Genomic DNA, 25065 nt, shown 5'->3' on the forward strand with positions numbered 1-25065 from the left:
CCTCCAGGGACGTACACCGTACGTACACTGCGAGACTGGCACCCGTGCCGCGCGCGCGTCAAGAGACGAAGAGACGCGTGCGCCGGGAGAACCAGGAGAAGGAGACAATGGCGCCATGCCCGCCCAGCCGCTGTCCCGCCCGCGCATCGTCGCCGCCGCCGTCGACCTGATCGAGCGCGAGGGCGCCGACGCCGTGTCCATGCGCAGGATCGCCGCGGACCTGGGCGTGGGCGTGATGTCGCTCTACAACCACGTGCCCAGCAAGTCGGCCCTGCTGGACGGCGTGGCCGAGGCGGTGCTCTCGCAGATCGAGTTCGCCGACGACCCGGACGCCGAGTGGACCGACCGGGTGCGGATGCAGGCGCGGGCGTTCCGGCAGATCGCCCACCACTACCCGCGCTGCACGATGGTGGTGGTCAGCCGCCAGCTGAGCTCGGCCGCCGGACTGCTGCCGGTGGAGCGGGCGCTGTCCACGCTGCGCGACGCCGGGTTCGGCGGGCGGGAGGCCGTGCGCGTCCTGCGGGTGTTCATCGCCTACATCGTGGGCTCGCTGCTGCGCGAGGTCGGCGTCACCCCGACGTTCGCGCCGGTGCACCGGCCCGACATCGCGGTGGCCGACGCGGATCCGCTGCTGTTCCCCCAGGTGAGCGAGCTGGCGGGGCCGCTGGCCGACTGCGACCACGAGGCGGAGTTCGAGTTCGGCCTGGAGATGCTCATCCAGGCCGTCGCCGTGCGGCTGAGGTCGTCGGCGGGGTGACGCCCGGGGCCTCGTGAGCCCCGGGCGCCGGTGGTCCGGCTCCGGCGGGAGTGCTCCCTTCCCCTGGGCACTCCTCGCCCGCGTCAGTACCAGTTGCTCGCCTGGAAGTGACCCCATGCGCCGCACGGCGTGCCGTAGCGGTTCTTGATGTAGCCCAGACCCCAGTGGATCTGGGTCGCGGGGTTCGACCGCCAGTCCCCGCCGCTGCCGCTCATCTTCGAGCCCGGCAGCGCCTGGGGAATGCCGTAGGCGCCCGAGGCGGGGTTGTGGGCCTGGTGGTTCCAGCCGCTCTCCCTCGTCCACAGGCTGTCGAGACATCGGAACTGGTCGTATGACCACGCGCGCCGGGCCAGCAGGCGGAAGGCGATCGCCCTGTTCCTGCTGCTGGCCGTCCTCACGGCGAGTCTGACCGGCCTGGCCCGGGTGAACCAGGTGCCGCGGTGCATCATCGCCCCGGCCTGCTTGCGCAGGACGGGCTCCGCGAGCTCCTCGGCCCACCCGATCGCCGCCGGGCCGACCATGGTCGAGGTGGCGAGCATGGTCACAACTGCGTTACGCAGAACGCGATAACTGTCCACATCCGTCCTTCTTCGCTGGCCGCGTGCGGGAGGCGGCGGGGGAGACGGTGCTCCCTCGCCGCTCGGCGTTCCGGCACCCGTGGCTCGGATGCGGAAGCCCGCGCGGTCTCGCCGGCCCGATTCCGGCATGAGGCCCGCGGCGATCTCTCTACGGCGCTTTCTAGTACGCGCGAAGAGCGCCGGTCGCCGACTGCGGCGCGCGGAGGAAAGATGTTTGCGGGTTCTTACCGGTACCCGGGCGGTTCGGCGACGGCTTCCTTGCCGGACGCCGTTCCGCTGTGCGAGGGGAAGGAATGAAGATCAGCCCGGGATGGGGTTTCGATCAGTACCAACCGTGGGAGCGGAAGTGGCCCCACGCGCCACACGGCGTGCCGTAACGCTGCTTGATGTACGAAAGGCCCCATTTGATCTGGGTCCTGGGGTTGGTCCGCCAGTCGCGGCCGGCGCCGGCCATCTTCCCTCCGGGGAGGGCCTGGGGGATTCCGTAGGCGCCGGAGTAGCGGTTGTGGGCCCGGTGGTTCCAGCCGCTCTCCCTCGCCCAGAGCAGGCTCAGGCAGCCGAACTGCGTCCTGCTCCATCCCCGCGCGGCGACCATGGAGGCGCCGATGGCCTTGTTGGCCTGCGCCGAGGTGCGGGAGGCGGAGGCGAGGGCGGGGGATGACTGGGTGGCGACCCCGGCGCTGAGGGCCAGGGCGGAGGAGGCCAGCAGGACACCGGTACGGCGGAGCGTCGGCATAGGCATATCCCTTTCGTCTGGTTCGTCTGGCTGGGGGACTCCGACACGATGCCGCAGTCACCCCGGGACGGACCAAGCCGACAGGGGAAGTCAAGATCCATGTCAAAGATCGGTTAGAGTTCGATCAAGATATCGGCGAGGGGGTGGGCGCACCGCCTATGAGCTGTGTCACATTTCCCAAAGCGGGCGTCATAACTCTCGGATGTGACAGCAGGAATAGGCTGCAGATCATGAGTATTCGTGATATTTCCGTCCGTACGCTCGATGACGCCTCCACCACGCTCGGCGAGCTGGCCGGCGACGGGCCCGCCCTCGTCGTGAACGTGGCCTCCCGGTGCGGCCTCACCCCCCAGTACGCCGGTCTCGTCGAGATCCAGCGCGCCTACCGCGAGCGGGGCCTGACCGTCGTCGGGGTGCCGTGCAACCAGTTCATGGGCCAGGAGCCGGGGAGCGCGGAGGAGATCCAGGAGTTCTGCTCGGTCACCTACGGCGTGGACTTCCCGCTGCTGGCCAAGGCCGACGTCAACGGCGAGGACCGCCACCCGCTCTACGCCGCGCTGACCACGGCCGCCGACGCCGACGGCGAGGCCGGGGACGTGCAGTGGAACTTCGAGAAGTTCCTGGTCTCGAAGGAGGGGGAGGTGCTGGCGAGGTTCCGGCCCCGCGTCGAGCCCGGGGACCCCGCCGTCATCGCGGCGATCGAGAAGTCCCTTTAGGGGCGCAGCTGCCCCGCACGACCAGCTCGGTCGGCAGCAGCACGCCGCGAGGGCGCCGGCCGTCCCCGCGCAGCACCAGCTCGGCCGCCCGGTACCCGATGTCCTGGGCCGGCTGGGCGATCACGGTCAGCGGGGGAGCGCACAGCTCGGCCCAGGGAACGTCGTCGAACATGATCAGCGACAGGTCCCTGGGCACCCGCAGGTCCAGCTCCCGGGCGGCGAGCACGGCCGCCTCGCCCAGCAGGTTGCCCCCGGCGAGCACGGCGGTGAGGTCGGGGCGGTGCTGGAGGAGCCCGGCCGCGGCGGCGTAGGCGGAGTCGCGGCTGCCGCGGGCGAAGACGAGGAGGTCCTCGTCCACCAGGGGGCCGAGCGCCTCTCGGAAGGCCGCCACCCGTTGCTCCTGCCCCGGGCCGCCCAGATAGGCGATGCGGCGGTGGCCCAGCCCCGTCAGGTAGTCCACCGCGGTCCGCACGCCCGCCCGGTCGTCGGCCAGGACGGCGGGCACGTCGCCGCGCCCGGCCGGAACCCGGTGGGCGAACACCGTGGTCAGCCCGGTGCGCAGGGTGGGCTCCCAGATCTCCCCGCTCCCGGAGGGGACCGCGATCATCCGGCCCACGCCCTGTTCCAGCAGCATGCCGACCATCTCGGCCTCGCGCTCGGGGTCGTCGCCGGTGGCGCCCAGGATCACCGGCTCACCGGCCGAGCGGGCGCAGGCCAGCACGCCGTCGGCCAGACGGCCGTGGAAGCTGTCGGTGATGTCGGGCACCAGCAGGCCGATCCCTCCGGAGCGCTGCTGGCGCAGGTTGCGGCCGAGCGCGCTGGGACGGTAGTCGAGCTGGGTCGCGGCGGCCAGCACCCGCTCCCTGGTCTCCGGGCTGGCCGAGCCGCCGGACAGGACCCGCGACACGGTGGCCACCCCGACCCCCGCCGCCCCGGCGACGTCCTTGATGGTCGTGCGACGCATACTCATGGAAACGATTCCATCATGTTTTCCGTATCCGATCCAGTGCGGAGCGACACCTTCAGGCCGCCGGACAAGCTGAAATCGGGCAAACCCTTGACAGGGATGTCCGGTTCCGGTGAGATGCATGAAAACGTATCCACATCGGGTGAACGCGGGGTTGGCCCGAGGCGCGAAGGACTGTGATGGCATCCATCGTTCTCAGGAACGTCGACAAGATCTACGCGGGTGGCGTGAAAGCCGTGAACAGCCTCAACCTTGAGATCAAGGACGGCGAGTTCATGGTGCTGGTCGGCCCCTCCGGCTGCGGCAAGTCGACCGCGCTGCGCATGATCGCCGGGCTCGAGGACATCAGCGGCGGCGAGATCGTCATCGGCGACCGGGTGGTCAACCACCTGCCGCCGAAGGACCGCGACATCGCCATGGTCTTCCAGAACTACGCGCTCTACCCGCACATGACCGTCGAGGAGAACCTCGCCTTCGGTCTGAAGCTCCGCAAGATGCCCAAGGCGGAGATCTCCAAGCGGGTCAACGAGGCCGCCAAGATGCTCGGCCTGGAGCAGTACCTCAAGCGCAAGCCCGCCGCCCTGTCCGGCGGTCAGCGCCAGCGTGTCGCGATGGGCCGCGCCATCGTGCGTGAGCCGCAGGCATTCCTCATGGACGAGCCGCTGTCCAACCTGGACGCCAAGCTCCGCGTCTCCATGCGCGCCTCCCTCAACACCCTGCACGAGCGGCTCGGCGTGACGACCGTCTACGTCACCCACGACCAGGTCGAGGCCATGACCCTCGGCGACCGCGTCTGCGTCCTGCGCGACGGCCTGCTCCAGCAGGTCGACACCCCGCAGAACCTCTTCGACAACCCGGTCAACCTGTTCGTCGCGGGCTTCATGGGCTCCCCGTCGATGAACTTCGTCAACGCCGAGCTGGTGCGCGGCGACGGCGGCGCCTCGGTCGCCTTCGCCGGCTTCAACCTCCCGGTGCCGCAGGAGACCTTCACCGAGAAGCCCGGCCTGGACCAGTACATCGGCAAGAAGCTCATCCTGGGCATCCGCCCCTCCGACTTCGACGACTCCGTCGTCGCCAACGGCCAGGCCGGAGGCTGGGCCCGGCTTCCGGTCCGCGCCGAGGTCACCGAGGAGCTGGGCTCGGAGATCAACGTCCTGTTCCTCATCGACGCCCCGCCGGTCCAGCACCAGGACACCGTCGCCGCCGCCGACGCGGGCGACGACGAGGAGGCGACGCTGCCGCTGGTGGGCGACAAGTCGCTGTGGACCGCCCGGGTCAACTCCCGCAGCCACGTCCGTCCCGGCCAGAACATCGAGCTGGTCGTCGACACCCACAACCTGCACTTCTTCGACCCGTCCTCCGGCCTGGCGATCGGGCACCCGGCCCACGCCCGCGTCTGACCCCCGGCGGGCCGAATCCGGCCACCCCGGATAGACCGAAAGGGCCCGTGCCACGACCCCCTCCCGTGGCGCGGGCCCTTTCGCCTGCCCGCGCCCGTTCAGGCGCGCGGCGGGGCGGGACGCGGGGGGGCGGGACGCGGCGGGGCGGGACGCGGCGCGGGGCCGGCCAGCAGCAGCCCGCAGGTCAGGACGAGGCACGTGCCCGCTCCGGCCACGACCGCGGTGAACGGCTCGGCGACGCCCGTCGCCACGGCCAGGTTCAGCGAGCACGTCACCGCGGTCAGGCTCGCCGGCAGCGCGGCGACGGCCCACGGACGCAGCCCGATCCGGCGCAGGCGGTGGGAGAAGTGGCCGGCGGCGTCCCGCGCCGGCCGACCGCCCAGGCGGGCCGTCAGCACCACGGCGGTGTCGGCGAGCGCGACGAGGGACGGCAGGACCAGGCCCGCCGCGGCGTGCGGCGCGGGACGGCCGGTCACCAGGAGAGCCGCCGAGGCGGTGAGCAGGAACCCGGTGAACAGGGAACCGGCGCTGCCCATGAGCACCCTGGCCGGCGCCCAGTTGTGCCAGAGGAACCCCAGCCCCGCCGCCGCCACGGCGATGAGCAGGACCCCGGGGACGGCCCGCCCGGTGAGGAACGCCGCCATCGCCAGTCCCGTCCCGGCGACCACCGCCATCGCGGCCAGCGCGCCGTCGGCGTTGTCGAGCAGGCTGAACGAGCGGGTCGTCACCGTCAGCCAGGCCACCGTGATCGCGAGGTCGAGCCACCCGCCGGTCACCGTGACCCGCACCCCGCACGCGGCCACCGCGGCGGAGGCGACCCCCGCGACCGCCAGGCGCAGCGCCGGGGGCAGCGGGGCGATGTCGTCCACCAGACCGGCCACGGCCAGCGTCAGCGCCCCGGCGAGCACCACGCCGCTCACGGGGTCGCGCAGCACCCACGGCGCGGCGACGAGCGTGCCGAGGGCGACGGCGACCCCGCCCAGATAGGGGGTGGGCCGCCCGTGGGCGCCCCGGCTGCGGCGGCGGTCGGTCAGCCCGCAGCGCAGCGCCAGCCACCCCAGGGGGGCCGACAGCGCCAGCGTCACCGTGAAGGCGGCCGGGGCGACGCCGAACAGCCAGATCACGTCGCCCGCGGGGTGGTCGCCCATTGACGGAACGTTAGCGGGCGGCCCCCGGAGATCATCCCGGCAACACGCCGGGCACGGCCGGCCCGCGGAGACCCGCGGAGACTAGCGGCGGCCGAGGCGGCGGGAGACCTGGCCGGCCAGGCCGCGGGGGATCAGCCTGCCCGCCCCCACGATCACCTTGTAGCGGATGTCCGGGACGCTCACCCGCGCTCCGAGGGCGAGGTCGCGCATGGCCGCGGCCACCACCTTGTCCGCCGACAGCCACAGGAAACCGGGGATGCCGGAGGTGTCCATCGAGGCGCGGTCGTGGAACTCGGTGCGCACGAACCCCGGGCACAGCGCCATCACCCGCACGCGGGTGCCGGTCAGCTCCGCGGCGGCGGACTCGCTGAAGTTCACGACCCACGCCTTGGACGCGCTGTAGGTGCCACGGGTGAAGAACGCCGCCACCGACGCCACGTTGACCACCGCGCCGCGGTCGCGCTCGCGCATGCCCGGCAGCGCGGCCAGCGTCAGCCGCAGCACCGCCTCGCAGTGCACCTTCAGCATCCGCACCTCGTCGGCCACCGGGACGTCGAGGAAGGAGCCGGGGTGGCCGAATCCGGCGTTGTTGACGAGCAGGTCCACCCCCTCGCGCAGTCGTTCCTCGACCTTCGCGATGTCCTCGTCGACGGCGAGGTCGGCGGGCAGCGTCTCGGTCTTGACGCCGTAGCGGCGGTGGAGGGTCTCGGCGGAGGCGCTCAGGCGCTCCTCGTCGCGGGCGACCAGGACGAGTGAGAAGCCGTCGGCGGCCAGGCGGCGGGCGAACGCGGCGCCGATGCCGGCCGTCGCGCCGGTGATCAGTGCGGTGGGCATGCACGCAGTCTAGAGATCACGCCGCCGCGCGTCCCGTCCGGCCGGAGCGCGCCGCCTTCCGGGTCGATGCGTGGTCCCGCCGACCGTCAAATAACGGAGAACAACCGCCGATCGTTCGGCAAGCGCCGTGAGCCGCGCCGTTCGTGTGATGTCTGGGCGAATATAACGGGTTGCGGGGACATGTCGCTCGTGTTCCGACGGTGGAACCGGGGCCTGGATCGACGATACGGGGGAATTCGGAATGACCAGAAGACACGCCGTGCCCATCCTGCTGGCGGCCGCCCTCGCGGGCGCGCCCGTCTTAGGGACCGTCGGCGCGGTGGCCGCCGCCGCCTCGGCGGCACAGTCGCCCGGCGATGAGATGAAGCCTTACCCGCCGCGTCCTTTCGGGCCGGGGGACTTCTTCGACGACCTGGCGGACGCGGCGCTGCTGAACGCGCTGGCGAACGCGGACGAAAGGGACGATGACGACGACGATGACGATGATCCGTTGAACCTGCTGGTCAGGCCGACGGAGGACGCGGACGACGCCCCGCAGGGAACCGGATGGGATCCCACCCGCGGTCTCGGCGGCGATGACGACGACGATGACGATGACGACGACTGCGGCGGGGGCTGCGGGGGCGGCGGGTGCGGCCCGGGATGCGAGGCGCGGAAAGAGGTGAGCAACCAGGCCGCGGAACTGCCGTTCACCGGAGCGCCCGTGGGGCTCATCGCCGCCGCGGGCGGCGGCCTGCTGGCCGCCGGAGCGGCGGGCGTCCTGCTCTCCGTGAGGCGCCGCCGATCCTCCGATGCCGGATAGGAGACACCGCCGGACAGCCGTGATGAGCCTGCTGGCTCTCACCGCCGTCACCGTGCCCGCCGGAGGCTGGGCGGCTCATCTCGGACTGGGCGCCCGGGACCATCTGGAGGCGGCGAGGAACGCGCTTCTCCGGTTGCGCGCGGTGGCGGCGTCGGGCGACCTGGAACTGACGGCCGGGCCGCTGCGGGACGCCCGATGGCACGCCGCCGAGGCGGACCGGCTCACCGGCGGCCCGGACTGGTCGCTGATCGCGCACGCCCCGGTGGTGGGGGGGATCGCGACGACCGTGCGGGGACTGGCCGAGAGCGCGGTGGAGCTGACCGACGTCCTGGCGGACGTGCGGCAGGCGGGCGCCGCGGTCCTCACGGCCGGGACCCGCACGGGTGACACGGGACGTCTGCTGACGGCGCTCGACGGGGCGGCGCCGGTCCTGGACGACTCGGTCACCCGGCTCGGACGGGCGGGCGCCCGCCTGGCGGCGACCCCGGCCGACACCGGAGTCGACGAACTGGACCGGGCGCGGAGCACCGCCCTGCGGGAGATCGACCGGCTGCGTGACGGTCTCGGCGACGCCGCGACGGCGGCCGCCCTGCTGCCCCCGCTGCTGGGCGGCCACGGCCCGCGGCGTTACTTCCTGGCCTTCCAGACCAACGCCGAGGCGCGGGGCACCGGAGGCATGGTCGGCGCGTTCGGCATCCTGACGGCCGACGCGGGCGAGGTCCGCGCCGGCCGGTTCTCCGCCCAGACGGGAACCATCGCGAGCCCCGTCCCCGTCGTCGAGCACGGAGCGCGGTTCCAGGCGCACTACGGGCCGTACGCAACGAAGCTGCTGTCCGTCTCCAACCTCTCCCCCCACTTCCCCTACGCCGCGGCCGCCTGGACCGGTCTGTGGGAACGGCGGCATCACCAGCGGCTGGACGGCGCCGTCGCGACCGACCCGGTCGGCCTGTCCCACCTGCTGGGACTCATCGGCCCGGTCGCCCTGCCCGGCGGCGAGACGGTGACCGCCGCCAACGTCGTCGACCTCACCGAGCGGCAGGCCTACGCCCGCTATCCCGACCCGGCGGCGCGCAAGCGGTTCCTCCTCGGGATCGCCGCCGCCGTCGGCCGTAGGCTGCCCGCCGCGTTCACCGACCCGGTGAGACTGCTGCCGGTCATGACCCGGATGGTGCGGGAGCGGCGGATCCAGGTGTGGAGCCGCCGGGACGACGAGCAGCGGCTGCTGGCCGCGACGCCGGTCGGCGGCGTGCTGCCGCGCCGGCCGGGACCCTTCGCCGGGCTGGTGGTCAACAACTCGGCCGGCGGCAAGCTCGACTACTACCTGAAGCGCTCCGTCGGCTACGAGCTGGGACGCTGCCTGGGCGAGATCGGGCTGCGCCTCAGCGAGGTGCGGGTCCGGCTCACCAACGACGTGCCGGGGGGAGAACTGCCCCCCTACGTCACCGACCGCCTGGACTCCACGCGGGACCGGTACACCCCCGGGACCAACCTGTCATGGGTGTCGCTCTACGCGGCGGTCGGCACGAAGGTCAGGGCGGTGCGGCTCGACGGCGAGCGCATACCGGTCACCCGGAACGAGGAGCGGTCCCACCCGGTCTACTCCGCCCTGGTGGAGCTCGCCCCCCGGCAGACGAGGACGCTGGAGTTCGAACTGGCCGAACCCGTCTCCGCCGAGCCTCCCGTGGTCCCGGTGCAGCCGCTGGTCCATCCGCAGCGCACCCGGATCACCGAGGACCGGCGGGGCTGCTCCTCATGACGGTGGAGGGACGTGCGAGCGGTGACGATGTCGCGGGACGACGCCGGGTTCCACATCCTGTTCGTGTGCACGGGCAACATCTGCCGCTCCCCGGTGGCGGAGCGGCTGGCCAGGTCGATCCTGGGACCGGCCTCACCGATCCGGGTGAGCAGCGCGGGAACCCACGCCGAGCCGGGAGGCCGGATGGCCGAACGCGCGCGGGAGTCACTGGTCCGGCTCGGCGGTGATCCGGGCGGCTTCGCCGCCCGGCCGCTCACCCCCGAGCTGGTGGCCGCCGCCGATCTCGTGCTGACGGCCGCCTCAGAGCATCGCGCCCGGGCGGTGCAGTTGCTGCCCGCGAGTGCCACGCGGGCCTTCACCATCGCCGAGTTCGGGGTCCTGTCCCGGGCCGTGCCGCCCGGGACGGCCCTCCGCCACCGGGACCTCGTGCGGCGGGCGCACACGCTGGTCGCCGAGGCGCGGGCCCTGCGTGGGCTGGTCCCGGTGGAGCGGCCCGACATCCCCGACCCCCACGGCGGCTCCCGGCGGGCCCACAGGACGGTGAGCCGGATGATCGCCGAGGCGCTCGCCGTCCCGCTCCGGCTGCTCACACACCCGCGGGAGTCTTGACCTCGGTGTTCGTCTCGGGTTCGTAGCCGTAACCGTAGCCGTAACCGTGGTAGTTGCTCCTCCTGACCGGGACGAAGTTCAGGACGGCTCCCACCAGGCGGGCGTTGATCGACGACAGCAGTTCCACGGCGCGGACGAGGTGCTCCCGCCGGGTCCTGCCGTACCGCGCGATGAGCAGCGCGCCGTCACAGATCGCCGCGAGCGCCGCGGCGTCGGTCACGGGCAGCAGCGGCGGCGCGTCGATGATCACCATGTCGTGGCTCTCCATGAGCTGGCCGAGCAGCGTGCGCATCGCCTGCGAGGCGAGCAGCTCGCTCGGGTTCGGCGGGATCCGACCGCTCGGCAGGACCGACAGGCCCGGCTCCCCCCAGGTCTGGACGACGTCCCGTAGCGCCATCTTCCCGATCAGCACGTCCGTGAGGCCGACCGCGCCCTCGATGCCGAGGTAGTGCGGGACGCGCGGGCGGCGCAGGTCGCCGTCCACCAGGATCACCCGCCAGCCGGCCTGCGCGAGTGCGATCGACAGGTTGGTGGCGATCGAGGACTTCCCCTCACCCGGCAGGCAACTGGTGACCACCAGCGACCGGGGCTGCCGGTCGACGCCGATGAACTGCAGGTTGGTGCGCAACGAGCGGAACGCCTCGGCCCTGGACGAACGGCCGCGGTCGCGGACGATGAGCGGCTGGCGCCGCGCGTTCCGCTCGTAGCCGATGGTCCCGAGGATCGAGCTCTTCGACGCCAGCCGCAGCACCTCGTGTGTCTTGACGGTCGTGTCCAGGCGGTCACGCAGGATGATCGAGCCGACGGAGAGGAACAGCGCGGCCACCAGGGCGAGCGCCAGGTTGACCAGCGGCCTGGGGCTGACCGGCTCCGTGGGGACGTCCGCCGGGTCCACCATGGTCACCCTGACGACGGGACGCCCGGGGGAGATCGGCCGCTCGATCTCGCTGATCAGCTTGGGGAAGCCGGTTCCCAGGGCGTTGGCCAGCCGCGCGGCGCGCGCGGGGTCGGTGTCGGCGACCGTGGCCCGGATGAGCACCGTGGCGGGGATGGACTCCGCGGTGATGTTCTCCTGGAGGCGCCGGACGTCACCGCCTTCGGCGATCCTGCCGATCATGCGGCGGCTGGTCAGCAGCCGGGCGTACGACTGCACCCGCTGCTGGGACAGCATCCCCGCCTGGTAGGCGGTGGAGAGGCTGCCCTCCCGGTCCTCGCTGTAGACCATCATGGAGATCGTCGCCGTGTACCTGGGCGGGGTGTTCGCGGTCACGGCGAGAGCCGCAGGGACCGCGATGACCAGTGCCAGCAGGATGAGCGTCCAGTTCCTGCGTGCGAGCCGTACGTAGTAGAGCAGTTCCACCGGTCTATCGCCGCCTTTCCAGGATGGTCGCCGGGCGGCTGCGCGCCCGGTCGGAGGAGTAGACCCGCACTCGTTGCGGCAGGCCGATGAGGATGAGGACGGCCCCGGCGACGGCGACGGCCACGGTGAGCGGCGAGATCCAGTTCAGGGCCGTCGCCAGGCCGAGCACGCCGGTGAGAGCCGTCACGAGGGCGAGGACGGCGGCCGTCGCCCTCGTGCCGAGGCCGATCCGGCGCAGGCGGTGGGACATGTGGTCGTTGCCGCCCTGGAGCAGCGGGCGGCCGGCCAGCTGGCGTGACAGGAGCACGACCCCGGTGTCGACGGTCGCGACGAAGGTCGACAGCAGCAGGCCCGCTATCACCGCGCCCGCCCCCTTCCCGGTGACCAGCAGGGCGGATGAGCAGGCGAAGACGAATCCGATGAACAACGACCCGGAGTCCCCCATGAACACCTGCGCCGGCGCCCAGTTGTGCGGCAGGAATCCCAGGCTGGCCAGGGCCAGGGCCACCAGCAGCACCCCGGCCGCCGGTTGGGCGCACACGAAGGCCGTCCCCGCCAGGCAGGCCGCGCCGGCCGCCGAGATGGCGCCGAGGGCGCCGTCCATGTTGTCGAGCAGGTTGAACGAGTTGGTGATCACAACGATCCACAGCACGGTGAGCGGCCCGTCCGCCCACGTCTCGGTCAGCGACGCCTGGACCCCGCCCACCACGACCCCGGCGGCGGCCACCACCTCGACGGCCAGCCGGACGAGCAGCGAGAGCGGCGAGAAGTCGTCGACCAGGCCCAGAAACGCCACGGCGGCGGCCGCGAGCACGAGCGCGGTGACCCGGACGTCGTCCAGGCCCGCCACGGCGGCGAACGGGACGATCGTGCCCAGCATGATCGCCACACCGCCCAGGTAGGGGATCGGCCGCTCGTGCGTCTTGTAGCCCCCCGGGCGGTCGGTGATGCCCCAGCGCAGTGCGAGACGCCCCAGCGGCCGGGTGGACACGGCGGTCAGCAGGAAGGCCGCCACCCCGGAGCCGAGGACGGTGACGCCGTTCACCGCGGCGACGTCGCCAGATCAGCGCGGGCCTCGGCGACGGTGTCCGCGAGGATGTCGTCCAGTGACAGCCGGGGCACCCACCCGGTGAGCGCGCGGAGCCTCGTGGTGTCGGGGACCCGGCGTGCCATGTCCTCGAAGCCCGCCTCGTACGCCTCGGCGTACGGGATGAGGTCGATCCCGGACGTGGTCCCGGTGAACTCGATGATCAGCTTGGCGAGTTCCAGGATGCTCACCTCGTCGCTGGCGCCGACGTTGAAGGTCTGGCCGATCGCGTCCTCGTGGTCGAGGAGCCGGAGCAGCGCGTCGACCACGTCCTTGACGTGGGCGAAGCACCGGGTCTGGGTGCCGTCGCCGAAGACCGTGAGCGGCGCGCCGCTGAGCGCCTGCCTGACGAGGCGGGGGATGACCATGCCGTAGGCCGGGCTCTGCCGCGGCCCCACCGTGTTGAACAGCCTGACGATGACCGTCGGGAGGTCGCGCTCCCTGTGGTAGGCGTTGGCCAGGATCTCGTCGACGGCCTTGGCCGTGCTGTAGGCCCATCTGACCACCGCCGGGCTGCCCAGGATGCGGTCGGAGAGCTCGTGGAGCGGCCCGCCGGAGTTCTTGCCGTAGATCTCACTCGTACTGGTGATCATGATCTTCTTCCGGTACCGGTGCGCGGCCTCGATGACGTTCTCCGAGCCGCGGATGTTCGTCGTCAGGCATCTCAGCGGCTGCTCGACGATCAACTTGACGCCGACCGCGGCCGCCAGGTGGACCACGACGTCGCAGCGGTGGACCAGCTCGTCGACCACGAGTTCGTCCAGCACCGACCCCTGCACGAAGTGCAGGCGGGGATGCGGCCGGAGGTTGTCCAGCCGCCCGGTCGACAGGTTGTCCAGGATCATGACGGAGTCACCGCGGGCGAGCAGCGCGTCGGTGAGATGCGATCCCACGAACCCGCTGCCGCCCGTTATCAGATAGGTGCTCCCTGTTAGCTTGCTCACGGCTTCCCCTATTACGCGCTGGAGATTTCTATGGCCGGGGGGAGAAGGGTGGATCAGGTGCGTGCGCCGGGTCATGTCCCGGTGGGCGGGACCGCCGCCGGCTCGAACCAGGCCGCCGTCAGGCGGAGCCCGTCTTCGAGCGGCACCGGCCGCACATCGGGGAACAGGTCGCGCAGCAGGTCGGGGGAGGCCTGGGACTCCCGGATGTCGCCCGTCCTGGGCGGCAGGAAGTCCGCTTCGATCGGCCTGTCCAGGACCTCGGAGAGGAGCCGCCTCAGGTACAGCAGGGAGACCCGGGTCCCGAAGGCGAGGTTCACCGGCCTCCGGCTCGTGACCCGGCGGACGGCCGCGTCGACGAGGACGTCGGTCACCGACCCCACGTAGGTGAAGTCCCGCGCCTGGTTCCCGTCACCGTGGATCGGCACCGGACGGCCGCGCAGGGCCGCGGAGACGAACGCCGGGATGACGGCCGCGTAGGCGTGGTCCGCGGTCTGCATGGGGCCGTAGACGTTGAAGAACCGGAACGGCAGGACCGGCAGGCCGTAGCTTTCCGCGTACGCCAGGGCGTAGGCCTCGGCGGCGAGCTTGCTCGCGCCGTACGGGCTGAGCGGCCGGGTGGGGAGGTCCTCGTGCTTGTACGGCTCCGGCCGGTTCCCGTACACCGAGGACGACGAGGCGAGGATCACCTGTGGCGCCGTCTCGCGGCACGCCTCCAGGACGTTGAGGGTGCCCGTGGCGTTGACGGTGTGCGAGGCCACGGGATCGGTCAGGGACCGGGGCACCGAGGGCCGCGCGGCCAGATGGATCACCGTGGTGGCGTCGGCGGCGAGGTCGGCCAGGAGGTCCCGGTCCAGGATGCTGCCCTTCACGAACTCCACCCCGACGCCGTCCAGGTTGGCGAGGTCTCCGCTGCTCAGGTCGTCCAGCACCGTGACGCGTTCGACCTCCGGCCGGGCGGTGAACGCCCGGCATGTGTTCGCGCCGATGAAGCCGGCGCCGCCCGTGACCAGGATTCTCATCTGTTCGTCCCCTTCGAGGTATGGCGGTACCGGGGCGCGCCGCGCAGCGACCGGTAAAGGGCTTCGGTGTCCGCGACCAGGCGTTCCACTCCGAACGAGGCCGTCGTCCACCGGTGGGCCGACTCGCCCATCCGGTGTGCGAGCGCCCGGTCGGAGAGCAGCCGGACGGTGTGCGCGGCCAGTTCGCCGGCGTCGGTCGTGGCGAGCAGGCCGGTGTGCCCGTCCCGGACGACCTCGTCGACGCTCCCCACACGGGTGGAGACGACGGGGGTCGCCGCCATCCCCGCCTCGATGAGGCTCAGTGGAGTGCCCTCGTTGTCGGAGGTCAGCAGGACCACGTCGGCCGCGGCGTAGACCGTCTCCACGTCCCTCCTCCATCCCAGGAGGCGGACGGAGTCCCGTATGGGCTCGATGCCCTGCTCGACGTCCTTCCTGAGTTCGCCGCCTCCGCAGACGACGAACCGGCAGTCGGGGAGGCGCCGGAGCACCTCGCCGGCCACGGCGAGGAAGCGGTCGGGCCGTTTCACCCGGGTGAGCCGGCCCACGTACGCGACGACGGGCGTGTCCTGCGGGAGCCCCAGGGTGGCGCGGGCGGCCTCACGGGTGGGGACCGGCCCCAGCCGCACTCCCGGCGCGATCACGGTGTACTGCTCCGGGCGGCCGATCCCGGCGGCGAGCAGGTCGTCGCGGACCCGGGCTCCGACGGTCACCAGCCGGTCGGACCTGGACGCCAGGAACCGTTCCGCCTGCACGTAGAGGCGGCGCCGGGCGGGGGAGAAGTAGCCGTGCAGGAGGTGGCCGTGGAACACGTGCACCCGGGCCGAGCCGACGCGTGCCAGGCCGGCGGCGGTGCGCCCGAGGGCGCCGGCTTTGGCCGTCCGGGTGTGCACGATGTGCGGGCGGAACGCCCGCATGGCCCTAACCAGGTGGATCAGCGCGTGGTAGTCGTCGGACGGCCTGATGGACCGGCCCAGGCCCGGAACCTGGTGCACCGGCACCGCGACGTCCCGCAGCCGGAGATGGTCGCTCTCACCGCCGTCGGTGTGACCGGTGTAGAGGCGGTGGTCGAACTCCTCGGCGTTCAGCCGCTCGCACAGTCCCACGACCTGGGTGGCCGGGCCGCCGACATTCATGCGCGCGATGATTTCCATGACACGAATTCGAGCGTCCGGCTTCATGCGGGCTCCTCAGTGGTGGACCTGGGTCACCCGAAGAAGCTAGCTCGATGTTTGATCCGTTCGCCGCTCGTGTCGCGCTGGCGACGAAAAGTTTCCACATTCCCTACCTGTGCATGATCAGGGCGGTTAGCTCTTAGCCTTTCCCTGCAAAGCATGCGAAGGGCGAAAAAAGGGACATAGTTATTTATTGATTCTTTCTGGGTCTTTCTTGCGCTTCATGTGTATTGCCCTGTCCGTCCCGGCCGATCGGGCGCGGGCCCGCCGCGGAGGCCGCACCCCGGTCTTTCCGGCAGGTGGCCGGCCGATCCGACGGCCCCGCCCCCGGCGAGGGCCGGACCGGCGGCTCCGCATAAAGGAGTGGCAAGGACATTCCGTACGCGAGTGTTCCCGGTGCTCCGGACAAGGGCGGACCGCGAGGATTGCCCCCATGGTCAACGCTTCGCCGCCTCAGGGTTTCACATCCGCGCCGCGCGAATCGCTGGAAGAAGCTCGAACGAGCAGGATTCCTCCGGAAAAGCGGCGTTCTCCATGGCGTCGGACGCCGGGGCGGGTTTCGGCGTTTCTGCCGGCCGTGCTGCTGACCGCCTGCACGGTGGCCGTGCTGTGGATTTACGGAGTCTCCGTCCGGGACATCGCGTTTTTCGGGGTCTATATCGCGCTGTGTCTTGCGCTTCCCGGGGTACTGCTGCTCCGGGCGCTGTACAGAGGCCGCCGTACGGCGGCGGAGGAGATCGCCCTGGGCGTGACGCTCGGCTACGCCGTGGAGGTGCCCGCCTACATCGCCGCCCGCTCCCTGGGCGCGCCGCTGCTCGTCCTGGCGTGGCCGGTCACCACCTACGCGGTCTTCCTCGCGGTCCCCCGGCTGCGGAGACACTGGACCGGCGCGCCCCGGATCCGTACGCCGCTCTGGTGGTCGTGGTCCCTCTCGATGATCCTCGCGTCCCTGCTCGCCTGGAGCGCCCTCACCTTCTTCAAGTACGGCCTCACCTGGCCGCGGATCGGCGGATCCAACACCGACCTGCCGTTCCACCTGGCCCTCGTCGGCGAGGTGAAGCACCACATGCCGCCCACGGCGCCGATGGTCGCCGGGGAACCCCTCCTCTACCACTGGTTCGTCTACGCCCACCTCGCGGCGGCGAGCTGGGTGACCGGGACGGAGCCGCTGGTGCTGCTGTTCCGGCTGGCCATGCTGCCCATGCTGGCCGCACTCGCGGTCATCCTGGGGATGATCGGAAGGCGTGTCACGGGATCGTGGGCCGGGGCCCTGCTGACCGTCACGGGAACGTTCTTCGTGACGGCCCCCGACCTCTACCTCGGCCCGAGCGTCGGGGTGTTCACCTGGAAGGTCCAGTCGTGGACGAGCCCGTCCCAGACGTTCGGGGCGCTGCTGTTCGCCCCGGTCGTCCTTCTCCTGCTCGACCTCCTGGGGCGCCGACGGCGGGGCGCCGGCAGGTGGCTGCTGCTGGGCCTCTTCCTCGTGGCCGTCATGGGGGCCAAGGCCATATACCTTCCCCTGCTCGCCGCGGGACTGGTGGCGGCGGGCACGGTCGAGGCGATCAGGCGGCGCCGGCCGCCCTGGCCCACGCTCGCCGCGCTGGGGATGACCGCGGTGTGTTCCCTCTACGCCGGCTTCGTGCTGTTCGGTCAGGCACGGCAGGGAATGGTGGTCGACCCCTTCGCCCTGATGCGCGTCACCTGGCGCGAGCTGACCGGCCTGGGGGAGACCGCCGAGCCGGCGTGGACCTCGGTGCTGGGCGTCGCGCTCCTGTACCTGATGTGCTGGGCCGTCATCTGGTGCGGGGTCCTGGGGCTGCTGGGCAGGCGGCGCACGCTCGCCGAGCCGGGAGTGGTCCTCATGCTCGGCATGGGCGCCGCCGGGATCGGCGTGCTCTTCGTGTTCGGGCACTGCTCCATGAGCCAGGTCTACTTCCTCGGCGGGGCCTACCCCTACCTGACGGCCGTCGCCGCCTACGGACTCGTCGTGATCGGGAGACGGGCGCGGACGTCCCCCGGTCGGGTGGCCGCCGCGGTCGCCGCCGGGCTGTCGGCCGCCTGGCTGATCCGTGTTCTCTGCGGCGTCCGGGTTCCCCTGGCCTCCGGCCTGCCGTACACCGCCCTGTACCGGCCCTACCTCGCGCTGCTGGCCGCTGTCGCCCTCGCGGTGGCGGTCCTGTTCGCCATCGGACGGCGCGGAGTCCGCGTCTGGGCGTTCGTGATCTTCGCGGTCTCCGCCGCGGGCATGCCCGCCGCCTGGGGCGCCCGCGCGCTCTCCACCGCCGGCGGCGTGGAGGGCGTCGACCGGCAGGCGGGCCGCTGGGTGCCGGTCAGCGCGGTCCCGCCGGGCGCCCTGGTCGCGGGGCGGTGGCTGCGCGACCACTCGGACCCGGACGACCTGGTCGCCACCAACGCGCACTGCCGCTGGGGGTACGAGAGTCCGTGCGACAGCCGCCACTTCTGGGTGAGCGCGCTGACCGAACGGCGCGTGCTGGTCGAGGGATGGGCGTACACGACGACGAACCTGGGCCGCTGGCACCCGGGGCAGCGCTCCCAGAACCTCCCGTTCTGGGACGCCGACCGGATCCGGTCGAACGACGCGGCCTTCCGGACCCCGTCGGAGGCCGCGATCCGGTCACTGCGCGACCGCTACGGAGTGCGCTGGCTCTTCGCGGACGAGAGCGGCCTGGACCCGGGGTCCCGGATCGGGGACTTCGCGCGGCTCCGGTTCCGTTCCGGCGCCTATGCCGTCTACTCGCTGCCGGACGGCTCCGGCGCGTGACCGTCCCGGCGTCCGCGGGGGACGCGGCGGGGGACATGGACGGCGCCCGAGGCGGTGCGCCACCCCTCCGCGGCCGCGGGACGGCGTGGAACCTGACCAGGAGACCTTTGGCCCGCGGCCGCGGCCACACGGAGAGGTTGTTCGAGACATGAGAGAGCAGAGAGAAGACCCGCCCACCCGGGGCGGCGCGGTGAGCGGCGCACACGTCTGCGAGGTGATCAAAACACTCAATGTGGGCGGCGCCGAGGTCCTGCTCGTGGAGCGGCTGCTCGCCACGCCTCCCTCGGGCAGGCGCTACACCGTCGTGTGCATGACGGCGGCCACCGCGGAGCTGATCGGGCGGCTGTGGGCGGCGGGCATCCGTGTCGTCGACCTCACTTCCCGCCCCCGCCTGCTCCGCCCCGTTCACCTCATACGGGAGGTCAGACGGCTGGAGCCCGGCGTGCTCAACATCCACTCTCCCCTTCCGGCGTCGCTGCTCCGGCCGTCGTCCCGGCTGTGGAGGACCCGCCCGGTTCTGATCTCGACCGTCCACAACGTCCGGTACCGGCCCCTGACGATGGTGCTCCACCAGGCGACCGCATGGCTGGACAGCCGGACCGTGGCGGTCTCTCCGCAGGTCGCCGCGGCGCGCACCAGCGCCCGCGCGCGGAACCTGTCCATCCGCGTGCACGGCGTCCGGGTCGAGGAACAGCGCCGCCGGGCGCTGCAGGCGGAACGGACCAGGAGGGAGTGGGACGTTCCCGAGGGGGCCTTCCTCATCGTGCACGCGGCCAATCTCCGCCCGCAGAAGAACCACGCGCTGCTCGTCGAGGCCGCGGCGAAGGTGATCGCCCGGGAGCCGCGCGCGATGTTCCTGCTCGCCGGGTCCGGCCCGCTGCACGCGCCGACGGCCCGGCGCGTCGCCGAACTGGGACTGGACGGCGTGCGACTCGTGGGACACGTGGCGGAGGCCGGTCACCTGGTCGCCGCCGCCGACCTCCTCGTGCTCAGCTCCGACTACGAGGGCCTCCCGGTCGTCGTCATGGAGGCCCTCGCCGCGGGGGTGCCCGTGGTGTCCACCGCCGTCGGCGGAGTGCCCGACCTGGTGGAGCACGAGCGGAACGGCCTGCTCACCCGGCCCGGGGACCCGGACGCCCTCGCCGCGGGCATCCTGCGGGCGATGCGCCCCGAAGTCCACGCGCGTCTTCGCGAGGGCGCCCGCGACAGCGCCGGGCTCATGGACATCGGCCGGGCGGCGGAATGGTTCGACAGGCTGTACGACGAGGTCTGCTCGTGACCGCCGGCCGCGCGCCGGGACGCCGCGGCGTCCGTCGTGAGCCTTACGCGACCCTCCCGGTCCGCCACCCGAATCGCCTCGGGTCCCGGAACCGGATGTCCCCGGCCGGGACCGCGCCCAGCGAGCCGACGAATACCAGGTGATCCGTCATGGAGTACATCGTCGTCGCCGTCGTCGCGGTGACGCTCATTCTCATGGTCCACGCGAGCTTCGAGGCGCGGCTGGCAGGGAGGATCCTCTCCGTGCTGATGGCCGCCTTCGTCGTCCGGCTGGCCGTCAACGTCATGGTGACGCGGTCCGGCCTCATCGACTACGGCGGGGACAACCTCTACTACGAGGCCAAGGCCGTGGAGATCGCCGAGTACTGGAGACACTACGGGGTACAGTTCGTCGGTTCCGAGCAGGTCGGCCCCATATATTCCATCTCGGTGCCCTGCCACCTCTTCGCGATCGTCGTGTACCTGTGCGGTGGGCGGGCACCGCTGGCGTGCACGGCCGTCGTCGCGCTCATCGCCTGCGGGCTGTGCGTCGTCATGTACAGGTTCGCGCGGCTCGTCGGCGCCGACGAGCGCGCGGCGTTCCGGCTGCTCGTCATCACGGCCTTCCTCCCGGGATTCCTGCTGCACACGTCCGACACGTTCAAGGACGGTCTCAACGCGTTCCTCGTCCTGGCCTGCCTCGCCCTCGCCGCCTCGAACATGCAGCGTTTCGGCATGCGCAAGCTGTTGCTGCTCACCCCGCTGCTGTGGGCGCTCTGGCACGTGCGCCCGTACATGGTGTTCATGTGCGGCCTCCCGCTGCTCCTCGGCGTCGCCCGGATCAGGCGCGCCGTCTCCCCACGGACCCTTCTCGTCGTGGCCGCGCTCGCCGTGCCCGCCCTGGTCGCCATCCAGGGCACCGGCGAGCTTCCCGCCGCCGAGATCCTGCAGGAGCAACTGGAGCGCGGCCAGTCGGCACAGGTCCGGTCCGCCAACGCGGAGGGCGGCTCGGGGGTGGTCTTCGAAGACGGCGGCGACGCCTGGAACGCGCTCGGCCCGAAGATCGCCTACACGGTCCTGGCCCCGTTCCCCTGGATGTCCGGCAGCCCGACGCTGCAGTTCGGGAAGGTGGACACCGTGCTCTGGTACTACCTCCTCTACTGCGCGGCCGAAGGTTTCCGCCGGCTGTGGCGCCACGACCGGAGAATGCTGCTGATCATCATGCTCTTCATCATTCCGGGCACGGTCGCGTACGCGACCACCATGTCGAACATAGGTCTCATCTTCCGCCAGCGCATGCCCATCGTGATGGTCACGAGCCTGCTGTCCGCGATCGCGTGGACCAGGACGCCGTTCCGGGAGGACGATCCTCCCGCCCCGGCCGCGGACGCGGCGGCGTCCGCCGTCCCGGGTTCACGGAGATGAGCCCCGCCCCGGGCTCGTCGCGGGACGCGACGGCGCCTCCCGCGAAAGAAGCGAAGGTCGATGTCGTTCCGAGCGAAGGTCCTGTCATGGCGGTGGAAGACGCAACCGAGGTCCAGCGTGTCGTACTCGTCACCGGGCACCTGGGGCTGGGAGGCGCGGAGAAACAACTGGTCTTGCTCGCGGGGGAGCTGCACCGCAGGGGCGTCGAGACGCACGTGTTCGTCCTGTCGAAGGGCGGGCCGCGTGAGGCGGCCCTCCTCGCCGAGGGGATCGCGGTGCACCGTCTCGGCTTCTCCCGCCGCTCGCCCGGCCCGCCGGGCCTCGCCCGGAACCTGTGGGCGTTCCTCGGTCTCGTCAGGCTGCTGAGACGGCTCAGACCCGACGTCCTGCACGGGTTCCTCTACGAGGGTTACGTCCTGGGGGCCCTCGCCGCGCGGCCGGCGCGGGTTCCGGTCGTGGTCGCGGGGCGGCGCACGCAGGGCTACCTCAAGCCGCGGCACCCGGGGCGCGTCGCCCTCGAAAGAGCCGTGACGGCCATCACGGACCAGGTCGTCGCCAACGCGGTGGCCATCGCGAAGGGCACCCGGGAGGTCGAGGGCGTACCGGCCCGCAAGGTGAGCGTGATCTACAACGGGCTTCCGGCCCCGGCGTTCGATCCGGTCGAGCCGGAACACGTCGACACGGCGCTCCCCGTGGTCCTGTGCGTGGCGCGGCTCAGCGGGAACAAGGGCCACCGGTTCCTCATCGACGCCGCCGCGCTGCTCTCCCGGAGCGGCCGCCCGTGCACGTTCGTGCTCGTCGGGGACGGCGCCGAGCGCCGGCGTCTTGAGGAGCAGGCGAGCGCGCTCGGGGTGGACGTCCGGTTCCTGGGATTCCGCGCGGACACCGGGGGACTCCTGGCGCGCGCCGACGTGGTGGTCCTCCCGTCGGTCTCCGAGGGGTTGAGCAACGCGGTCATGGAGGCGATGGCCGCGGGCCGGCCGGTCGTCGCGACCGCGGTGGGCGGCACCCCCGAACTGCTGGAGAGCCGCGGCGTCCTCGTGCCGCCCGCGGATCCGGCGGCCCTGGCGGAGGGCGTCGTCCGGCTGCTCGACGACCCCGGACTCGCCGTGTCGCTGGGGAACGCGGCACGCGCCTGGGCGCGGAAGAACCTCGACATGGACGTCGTCGCCGAGGAGCACATCGGCCTGTACCGCAGGCTCCTGAGGGCCGGCCGTGGGCGGTAGCCGGACACGCGACCCCGGGCGGCCCGTCCTCCCCGCCCCGGTCATGAACGAGGACCACCTCGCGAGGGTCGTCCAGACCATGGTCAGCCAGGCGCTGCCGCTCGCCCTGGCGGCGATGGCGGGGGTCTTCCTGGCACGTGCCCTGCAGCCCGAGGGCCGGGGTGTCTACGCGACGATCACGACCACCGCCGGGATAGCGATCGCCCTGGGCCACCTCTCGGTGGGAAGGTCCCAGATGGTGCTCTGGCCGGTCCGCGAACGCCGCCGGTTCCTCGCGGGCAACGCCCTGATCCTCGGGCTGGCCCTCGGCCTCGCGGCCGGCCTGGTCGCCCTCGGGGTCGTGCTCGCCCTCATCCCCCTCCCGGCGCCGCACCTCATGATCATGGCCCTGGTCACGGTGCCGTTCGGGGTCGCGGCGGTCAACCTCAAGGGAATCCTGCTCCTGCGGTCCCAGAACGGGCTGGTCAATCGATCGGTGGTCATGGCGGCGCTCGTCCTGTACATCCCGATCCTGACGCTCGCGGTCATCGGGCAACTCAACCTTCCGATCGTGGTCGTCTGCTGGTCGGCCTCCACGGTCGTGCCCTTCGCGCTGTTCGTCCGGTCGCTCGGCCGCTCCGCCGTACGCGGGGAGGCGGCGCTCGCCCGCGAGCAGCTCTCGCTGTCCGGCCGCTACCACATAGGGCCGGTCGCCTTCCACCTGCTGCTGACCATCGACGTGCTGCTGCTGAACGCCTTCGTGTCACCGGCCGAGGTGGGCCTGTACACCACCGCGATGGCGTTCCTGTCCCTCGCGAGGATCCCGACGGACGCGATGGCACAGGTCACGCTGCCCCACCAGGCGGTCGAGGACGAACCGTCCGCCCAGGGGGCCACCCTGCGCACGATCCGCCTCAACCTGCTGCTCTCCTCGGCCGGCGTCGGCGCGCTGGCGATCGCCTCGCCGACGCTGATCCCCCTGCTGTACGGCGCCCCCTTCGCGGGGAGCGTGACGCCGCTGCTCGTCCTCGCCCCGGGGATGGTCGCGTGGTCGCTTCTCCGGCCGGTCGAGCAGTACCTGGTACGGCTGCGCCGCCCCATGGCGATGGCCTCCGTCGCCGTGGGCGCCCTCGCGGCGAACCTCGGGATGAACGCCGTGCTGATACCGCGGTACGGCGCCGCCGGGGCCGCGCTGGCCTCCAGCGTGAGCTACACCGCCATGGCGGTGATCGAGGTCCTGTGGTTCGCCCGGACGGCCGGAGCCGGTGCGCGGGACCTGCTGCCCCGGCTCTCCGACCTGCGTTCCGTGATCTCGTTGCTCTCCTGTGCCGGGCGCGGCGTCCGGACGGCGCTCGCACGGCGGCCGTGACCGGCGGCGGGCCTCACCGCCCGCCGCCCGGCCGCGCCGTGTCCAGGGCGACGTCCAGGGCGACGCGGTACCACTCCTCGACCCGGTCCGCGACCGCCGGCCAGCCCAGGCCCGCCACCGCCCGCGGCCCGCGCGCGCTCATCCGGTCGCGTTCCTCCTCGTCGTCGAGCACCGCGCCGAGGGCCGAGACCAGCCCGTCCAGCGAGCCGGATCCGAACGTGCGGTAGGCTCCGCCGTCCTGGACGACCGGGTCGAGGGACGCCTCGGACGAGAGGATCACGGGGGTGCCGAGGGCCAGCGCCTCCAGCGCCGCGGTCGGTACCCCCTCTCCCTTGCCGGGAAGGCGGCGCGAGGCGAGGACGAAGACCTGCGCCCGCCGGAGCAGCCCGTACACCTCGTCCCGGGAGAGCGGGCCGGCCAGCTCGATCGGGCCGCCCGCCTCCGAGAGCCGCGACAGCCTGCTCCGCTCCGGGCCGTCACCGGCGATGACCAGGCGGACCTCCGGCCTGGTACGGCGGACGAGGCGCACCGCCTCGATCACGAGATCGTGGTTCTTCACCGGGTCCAGGGAACCGACGCTGACCACCAGGCCCGGCTCCCGCGCCGCCGGGGGCCCGGGGCACGGCATGCCCGCGAGGTCCAGTCCGCTCGACATGGTCAGGACGCGGCGCGGGTCGGCGCCGAGCTCGACCAGGTCGCGCGCCGGCCGGGACCCCAGGGCGATGAACGCGTCGACCGTGCCCAGCGCCATGCGCGCCGCCCGGTGGTGGCGCCGGGAGAGGGCGCCGTGCACGGTGAGCATCAGCGGCACGCCGCGTCGCCGGCAGAACGGCCCCAGGACGGCCGCCTCGATGTGGTCCCCGTGCAGGTGCACCAGGTCGGCCCGACCGGCGTGCCGCAGCGCGTGCGTCACCTCCGCCGCGAACGCGAGGACGTCGGACCTCGCCGCGAGCGCCCGGGACAGCACGGTCGGCCGGAGCGGCAGCACGGCCGCCCCCTCCGGCACGGTGCTCCCGCGCCGGAAGGCGAGCGTCACCTCGTGGCCGCGACCCAGCTGTTCCCGGGTGAGGCAGTCGACGTGCCGCTCCTTGCCGCCCCGCTCGGGCGGCACCCGGTAGCTCACCCGGACTATTCTCATGCGC

The 25065-nt window shown here is 72.3% G+C and carries 22 protein-coding genes; 11 read left to right on the forward strand and 11 right to left on the reverse strand.

Annotation, left to right across the window (positions count from 1 at the left end):
• The first annotated feature begins 115 nt into the window (after positions 1–115).
• Positions 116–757, forward strand: a complete 642-nt coding sequence (locus ACZ6W9_RS30675) for a TetR/AcrR family transcriptional regulator C-terminal domain-containing protein (protein ID WP_362929559.1) — start codon at positions 116–118, stop codon at positions 755–757.
• Positions 758–840: 83 nt separating this feature from the next.
• Here ACZ6W9_RS30675 and ACZ6W9_RS30680 read toward each other — a convergent pair whose 3' ends face one another.
• Together ACZ6W9_RS30680 and ACZ6W9_RS30685 are read right to left on the reverse strand one after the other, a co-directional pair.
• Entirely contained in the window at positions 841–1335 is a 495-nt protein-coding gene (locus ACZ6W9_RS30680; protein ID WP_470120840.1) for an aggregation-promoting factor C-terminal-like domain-containing protein, read from the reverse strand.
• A 322-nt stretch (positions 1336–1657) separates the two neighbouring features.
• Positions 1658–2071, reverse strand: coding sequence for an aggregation-promoting factor C-terminal-like domain-containing protein (locus tag ACZ6W9_RS30685; protein WP_470120842.1), 414 nt, complete (start codon positions 2069–2071; stop codon positions 1658–1660).
• Positions 2072–2301: 230 nt separating this feature from the next.
• Between ACZ6W9_RS30685 and ACZ6W9_RS30690 the strand changes: the two genes are divergently transcribed.
• On the forward strand, positions 2302–2787 hold the full coding sequence (locus ACZ6W9_RS30690; protein WP_389960732.1) for a glutathione peroxidase: 486 nt from the start codon (positions 2302–2304) through the stop codon (positions 2785–2787).
• Here ACZ6W9_RS30690 and ACZ6W9_RS30695 read toward each other — a convergent pair.
• Entirely contained in the window at positions 2759–3757 is a 999-nt protein-coding gene (locus tag ACZ6W9_RS30695; protein ID WP_470120844.1) for a LacI family DNA-binding transcriptional regulator, read from the reverse strand. The two genes, ACZ6W9_RS30690 and ACZ6W9_RS30695, sit on opposite strands and share 29 nt — an antisense overlap.
• A gap of 176 nt (positions 3758–3933) precedes the next feature.
• Between ACZ6W9_RS30695 and ACZ6W9_RS30700 the strand changes: the two genes are divergently transcribed.
• A complete protein-coding gene (locus ACZ6W9_RS30700; protein ID WP_470120846.1) occupies positions 3934–5154 on the forward strand; it encodes an ABC transporter ATP-binding protein in 1221 nt (406 codons plus the stop codon).
• A gap of 98 nt (positions 5155–5252) precedes the next feature.
• On the opposite strand, the gene ACZ6W9_RS30705 is transcribed toward ACZ6W9_RS30700, so the two are convergent.
• Both ACZ6W9_RS30705 and ACZ6W9_RS30710 read right to left on the reverse strand, forming a co-directional pair.
• Complete coding sequence (locus tag ACZ6W9_RS30705; RefSeq protein ID WP_470120848.1) at positions 5253–6302, reverse strand: glycosyltransferase family 4 protein; 1050 nt, start codon at positions 6300–6302, stop codon at positions 5253–5255.
• Positions 6303–6383: 81 nt separating this feature from the next.
• Positions 6384–7136, reverse strand: coding sequence for an SDR family NAD(P)-dependent oxidoreductase (locus ACZ6W9_RS30710; protein WP_470120850.1), 753 nt, complete (start codon positions 7134–7136; stop codon positions 6384–6386).
• Between the two features lie 241 nt (positions 7137–7377).
• Here ACZ6W9_RS30710 and ACZ6W9_RS30715 point away from each other — a divergent pair, with 241 nt between their 5' ends.
• Genes ACZ6W9_RS30715 through ACZ6W9_RS30725 form a run of 3 tightly spaced genes read left to right on the forward strand, consistent with a single transcriptional unit; the run spans position 7378 to position 10303 of the window.
• Positions 7378–7938, forward strand: coding sequence for a hypothetical protein (locus tag ACZ6W9_RS30715; RefSeq protein ID WP_470120852.1), 561 nt, complete (start codon positions 7378–7380; stop codon positions 7936–7938).
• A 22-nt stretch (positions 7939–7960) separates the two neighbouring features.
• Positions 7961–9694, forward strand: coding sequence for a DUF4012 domain-containing protein (locus ACZ6W9_RS30720; RefSeq protein ID WP_470120854.1), 1734 nt, complete (start codon positions 7961–7963; stop codon positions 9692–9694).
• Between the two features lie 12 nt (positions 9695–9706).
• Positions 9707–10303: an arsenate reductase/protein-tyrosine-phosphatase family protein gene (locus ACZ6W9_RS30725; RefSeq protein WP_389960747.1), complete on the forward strand. Its 597-nt coding sequence runs from the start codon at positions 9707–9709 to the stop codon at positions 10301–10303.
• Here the strand turns inward: ACZ6W9_RS30725 and ACZ6W9_RS30730 are convergent.
• The 5 genes from ACZ6W9_RS30730 to ACZ6W9_RS30750 form a co-directional block, all read right to left on the reverse strand.
• The gene (locus ACZ6W9_RS30730) at positions 10281–11663 is read right to left on the reverse strand and encodes a tyrosine-protein kinase domain-containing protein (protein WP_389960749.1); all 1383 of its coding nucleotides are present in this window, start codon (positions 11661–11663) and stop codon (positions 10281–10283) included. The genes ACZ6W9_RS30725 and ACZ6W9_RS30730 overlap by 23 nt on opposite strands.
• A gap of 4 nt (positions 11664–11667) precedes the next feature.
• Entirely contained in the window at positions 11668–12708 is a 1041-nt protein-coding gene (locus ACZ6W9_RS30735) for a glycosyltransferase family 4 protein (protein ID WP_389960751.1), read from the reverse strand.
• The gene (locus tag ACZ6W9_RS30740; RefSeq protein ID WP_389960753.1) at positions 12705–13694 is read right to left on the reverse strand and encodes an NAD-dependent epimerase/dehydratase family protein; all 990 of its coding nucleotides are present in this window, start codon (positions 13692–13694) and stop codon (positions 12705–12707) included. Before ACZ6W9_RS30740 ends, ACZ6W9_RS30735 begins: the two co-directional genes overlap by 4 nt.
• Before the next feature lie 71 nt (positions 13695–13765).
• Positions 13766–14713 carry an NAD-dependent epimerase/dehydratase family protein gene (locus ACZ6W9_RS30745; RefSeq protein WP_389960755.1) on the reverse strand — a complete coding sequence of 316 codons (948 nt, stop codon included), beginning with the start codon at positions 14711–14713 and terminating at the stop codon, positions 13766–13768.
• The gene (locus ACZ6W9_RS30750; protein WP_389960757.1) at positions 14710–15864 is read right to left on the reverse strand and encodes a glycosyltransferase; all 1155 of its coding nucleotides are present in this window, start codon (positions 15862–15864) and stop codon (positions 14710–14712) included. Before ACZ6W9_RS30750 ends, ACZ6W9_RS30745 begins: the two co-directional genes overlap by 4 nt.
• Positions 15865–16462: 598 nt before the next feature.
• Here ACZ6W9_RS30750 and ACZ6W9_RS30755 point away from each other — a divergent pair.
• The 5 genes from ACZ6W9_RS30755 (at position 16463) to ACZ6W9_RS30775 (ending at position 23923) form a co-directional block, all read left to right on the forward strand.
• Positions 16463–18667: a hypothetical protein gene (locus ACZ6W9_RS30755; RefSeq protein ID WP_389960759.1), complete on the forward strand. Its 2205-nt coding sequence runs from the start codon at positions 16463–16465 to the stop codon at positions 18665–18667.
• 148 nt (positions 18668–18815) lie between these two features.
• Positions 18816–19946: a glycosyltransferase gene (locus tag ACZ6W9_RS30760; RefSeq protein ID WP_389960761.1), complete on the forward strand. Its 1131-nt coding sequence runs from the start codon at positions 18816–18818 to the stop codon at positions 19944–19946.
• 149 nt (positions 19947–20095) lie between these two features.
• Positions 20096–21349, forward strand: a complete 1254-nt coding sequence (locus ACZ6W9_RS30765) for a hypothetical protein (RefSeq protein ID WP_389960763.1) — start codon at positions 20096–20098, stop codon at positions 21347–21349.
• Positions 21350–21435: 86 nt separating this feature from the next.
• On the forward strand, positions 21436–22575 hold the full coding sequence (locus ACZ6W9_RS30770; RefSeq protein WP_470120859.1) for a glycosyltransferase: 1140 nt from the start codon (positions 21436–21438) through the stop codon (positions 22573–22575).
• 43 nt (positions 22576–22618) lie between these two features.
• On the forward strand, positions 22619–23923 hold the full coding sequence (locus ACZ6W9_RS30775) for a lipopolysaccharide biosynthesis protein (protein ID WP_389960767.1): 1305 nt from the start codon (positions 22619–22621) through the stop codon (positions 23921–23923).
• Positions 23924–23936: 13 nt separating this feature from the next.
• Here ACZ6W9_RS30775 and ACZ6W9_RS30780 read toward each other — a convergent pair whose 3' ends face one another.
• Entirely contained in the window at positions 23937–25061 is a 1125-nt protein-coding gene (locus tag ACZ6W9_RS30780) for a glycosyltransferase family 4 protein (RefSeq protein WP_389960769.1), read from the reverse strand.
• Positions 25062–25065 lie beyond the last annotated feature (4 nt).

The organism is Streptosporangium sp. NPDC053982, assembly GCF_055585205.1.

Coding starts and splice junctions, on each gene's coding strand:
- ACZ6W9_RS30675 (WP_362929559.1), top strand. CDS start 116: ATGCCCGCCCAGCCGCTGTCCCGCCCGCGCATCGTCGCCGCCGCCGTC.
- ACZ6W9_RS30685 (WP_470120842.1), bottom strand. CDS start 2,071: ATGCCGACGCTCCGCCGTACCGGTGTCCTGCTGGCCTCCTCCGCCCTG.
- ACZ6W9_RS30690 (WP_389960732.1), top strand. CDS start 2,302: ATGAGTATTCGTGATATTTCCGTCCGTACGCTCGATGACGCCTCCACC.
- ACZ6W9_RS30695 (WP_470120844.1), bottom strand. CDS start 3,757: ATGAGTATGCGTCGCACGACCATCAAGGACGTCGCCGGGGCGGCGGGG.
- ACZ6W9_RS30700 (WP_470120846.1), top strand. CDS start 3,934: ATGGCATCCATCGTTCTCAGGAACGTCGACAAGATCTACGCGGGTGGC.
- ACZ6W9_RS30705 (WP_470120848.1), bottom strand. CDS start 6,302: ATGGGCGACCACCCCGCGGGCGACGTGATCTGGCTGTTCGGCGTCGCC.
- ACZ6W9_RS30710 (WP_470120850.1), bottom strand. CDS start 7,136: ATGCCCACCGCACTGATCACCGGCGCGACGGCCGGCATCGGCGCCGCG.
- ACZ6W9_RS30715 (WP_470120852.1), top strand. CDS start 7,378: ATGACCAGAAGACACGCCGTGCCCATCCTGCTGGCGGCCGCCCTCGCG.
- ACZ6W9_RS30720 (WP_470120854.1), top strand. CDS start 7,961: ATGAGCCTGCTGGCTCTCACCGCCGTCACCGTGCCCGCCGGAGGCTGG.
- ACZ6W9_RS30745 (WP_389960755.1), bottom strand. CDS start 14,713: ATGAGAATCCTGGTCACGGGCGGCGCCGGCTTCATCGGCGCGAACACA.
- ACZ6W9_RS30750 (WP_389960757.1), bottom strand. CDS start 15,864: ATGGAAATCATCGCGCGCATGAATGTCGGCGGCCCGGCCACCCAGGTC.
- ACZ6W9_RS30760 (WP_389960761.1), top strand. CDS start 18,816: ATGAGAGAGCAGAGAGAAGACCCGCCCACCCGGGGCGGCGCGGTGAGC.
- ACZ6W9_RS30765 (WP_389960763.1), top strand. CDS start 20,096: ATGGAGTACATCGTCGTCGCCGTCGTCGCGGTGACGCTCATTCTCATG.
- ACZ6W9_RS30770 (WP_470120859.1), top strand. CDS start 21,436: ATGGCGGTGGAAGACGCAACCGAGGTCCAGCGTGTCGTACTCGTCACC.
- ACZ6W9_RS30775 (WP_389960767.1), top strand. CDS start 22,619: ATGAACGAGGACCACCTCGCGAGGGTCGTCCAGACCATGGTCAGCCAG.
- ACZ6W9_RS30780 (WP_389960769.1), bottom strand. CDS start 25,061: ATGAGAATAGTCCGGGTGAGCTACCGGGTGCCGCCCGAGCGGGGCGGC.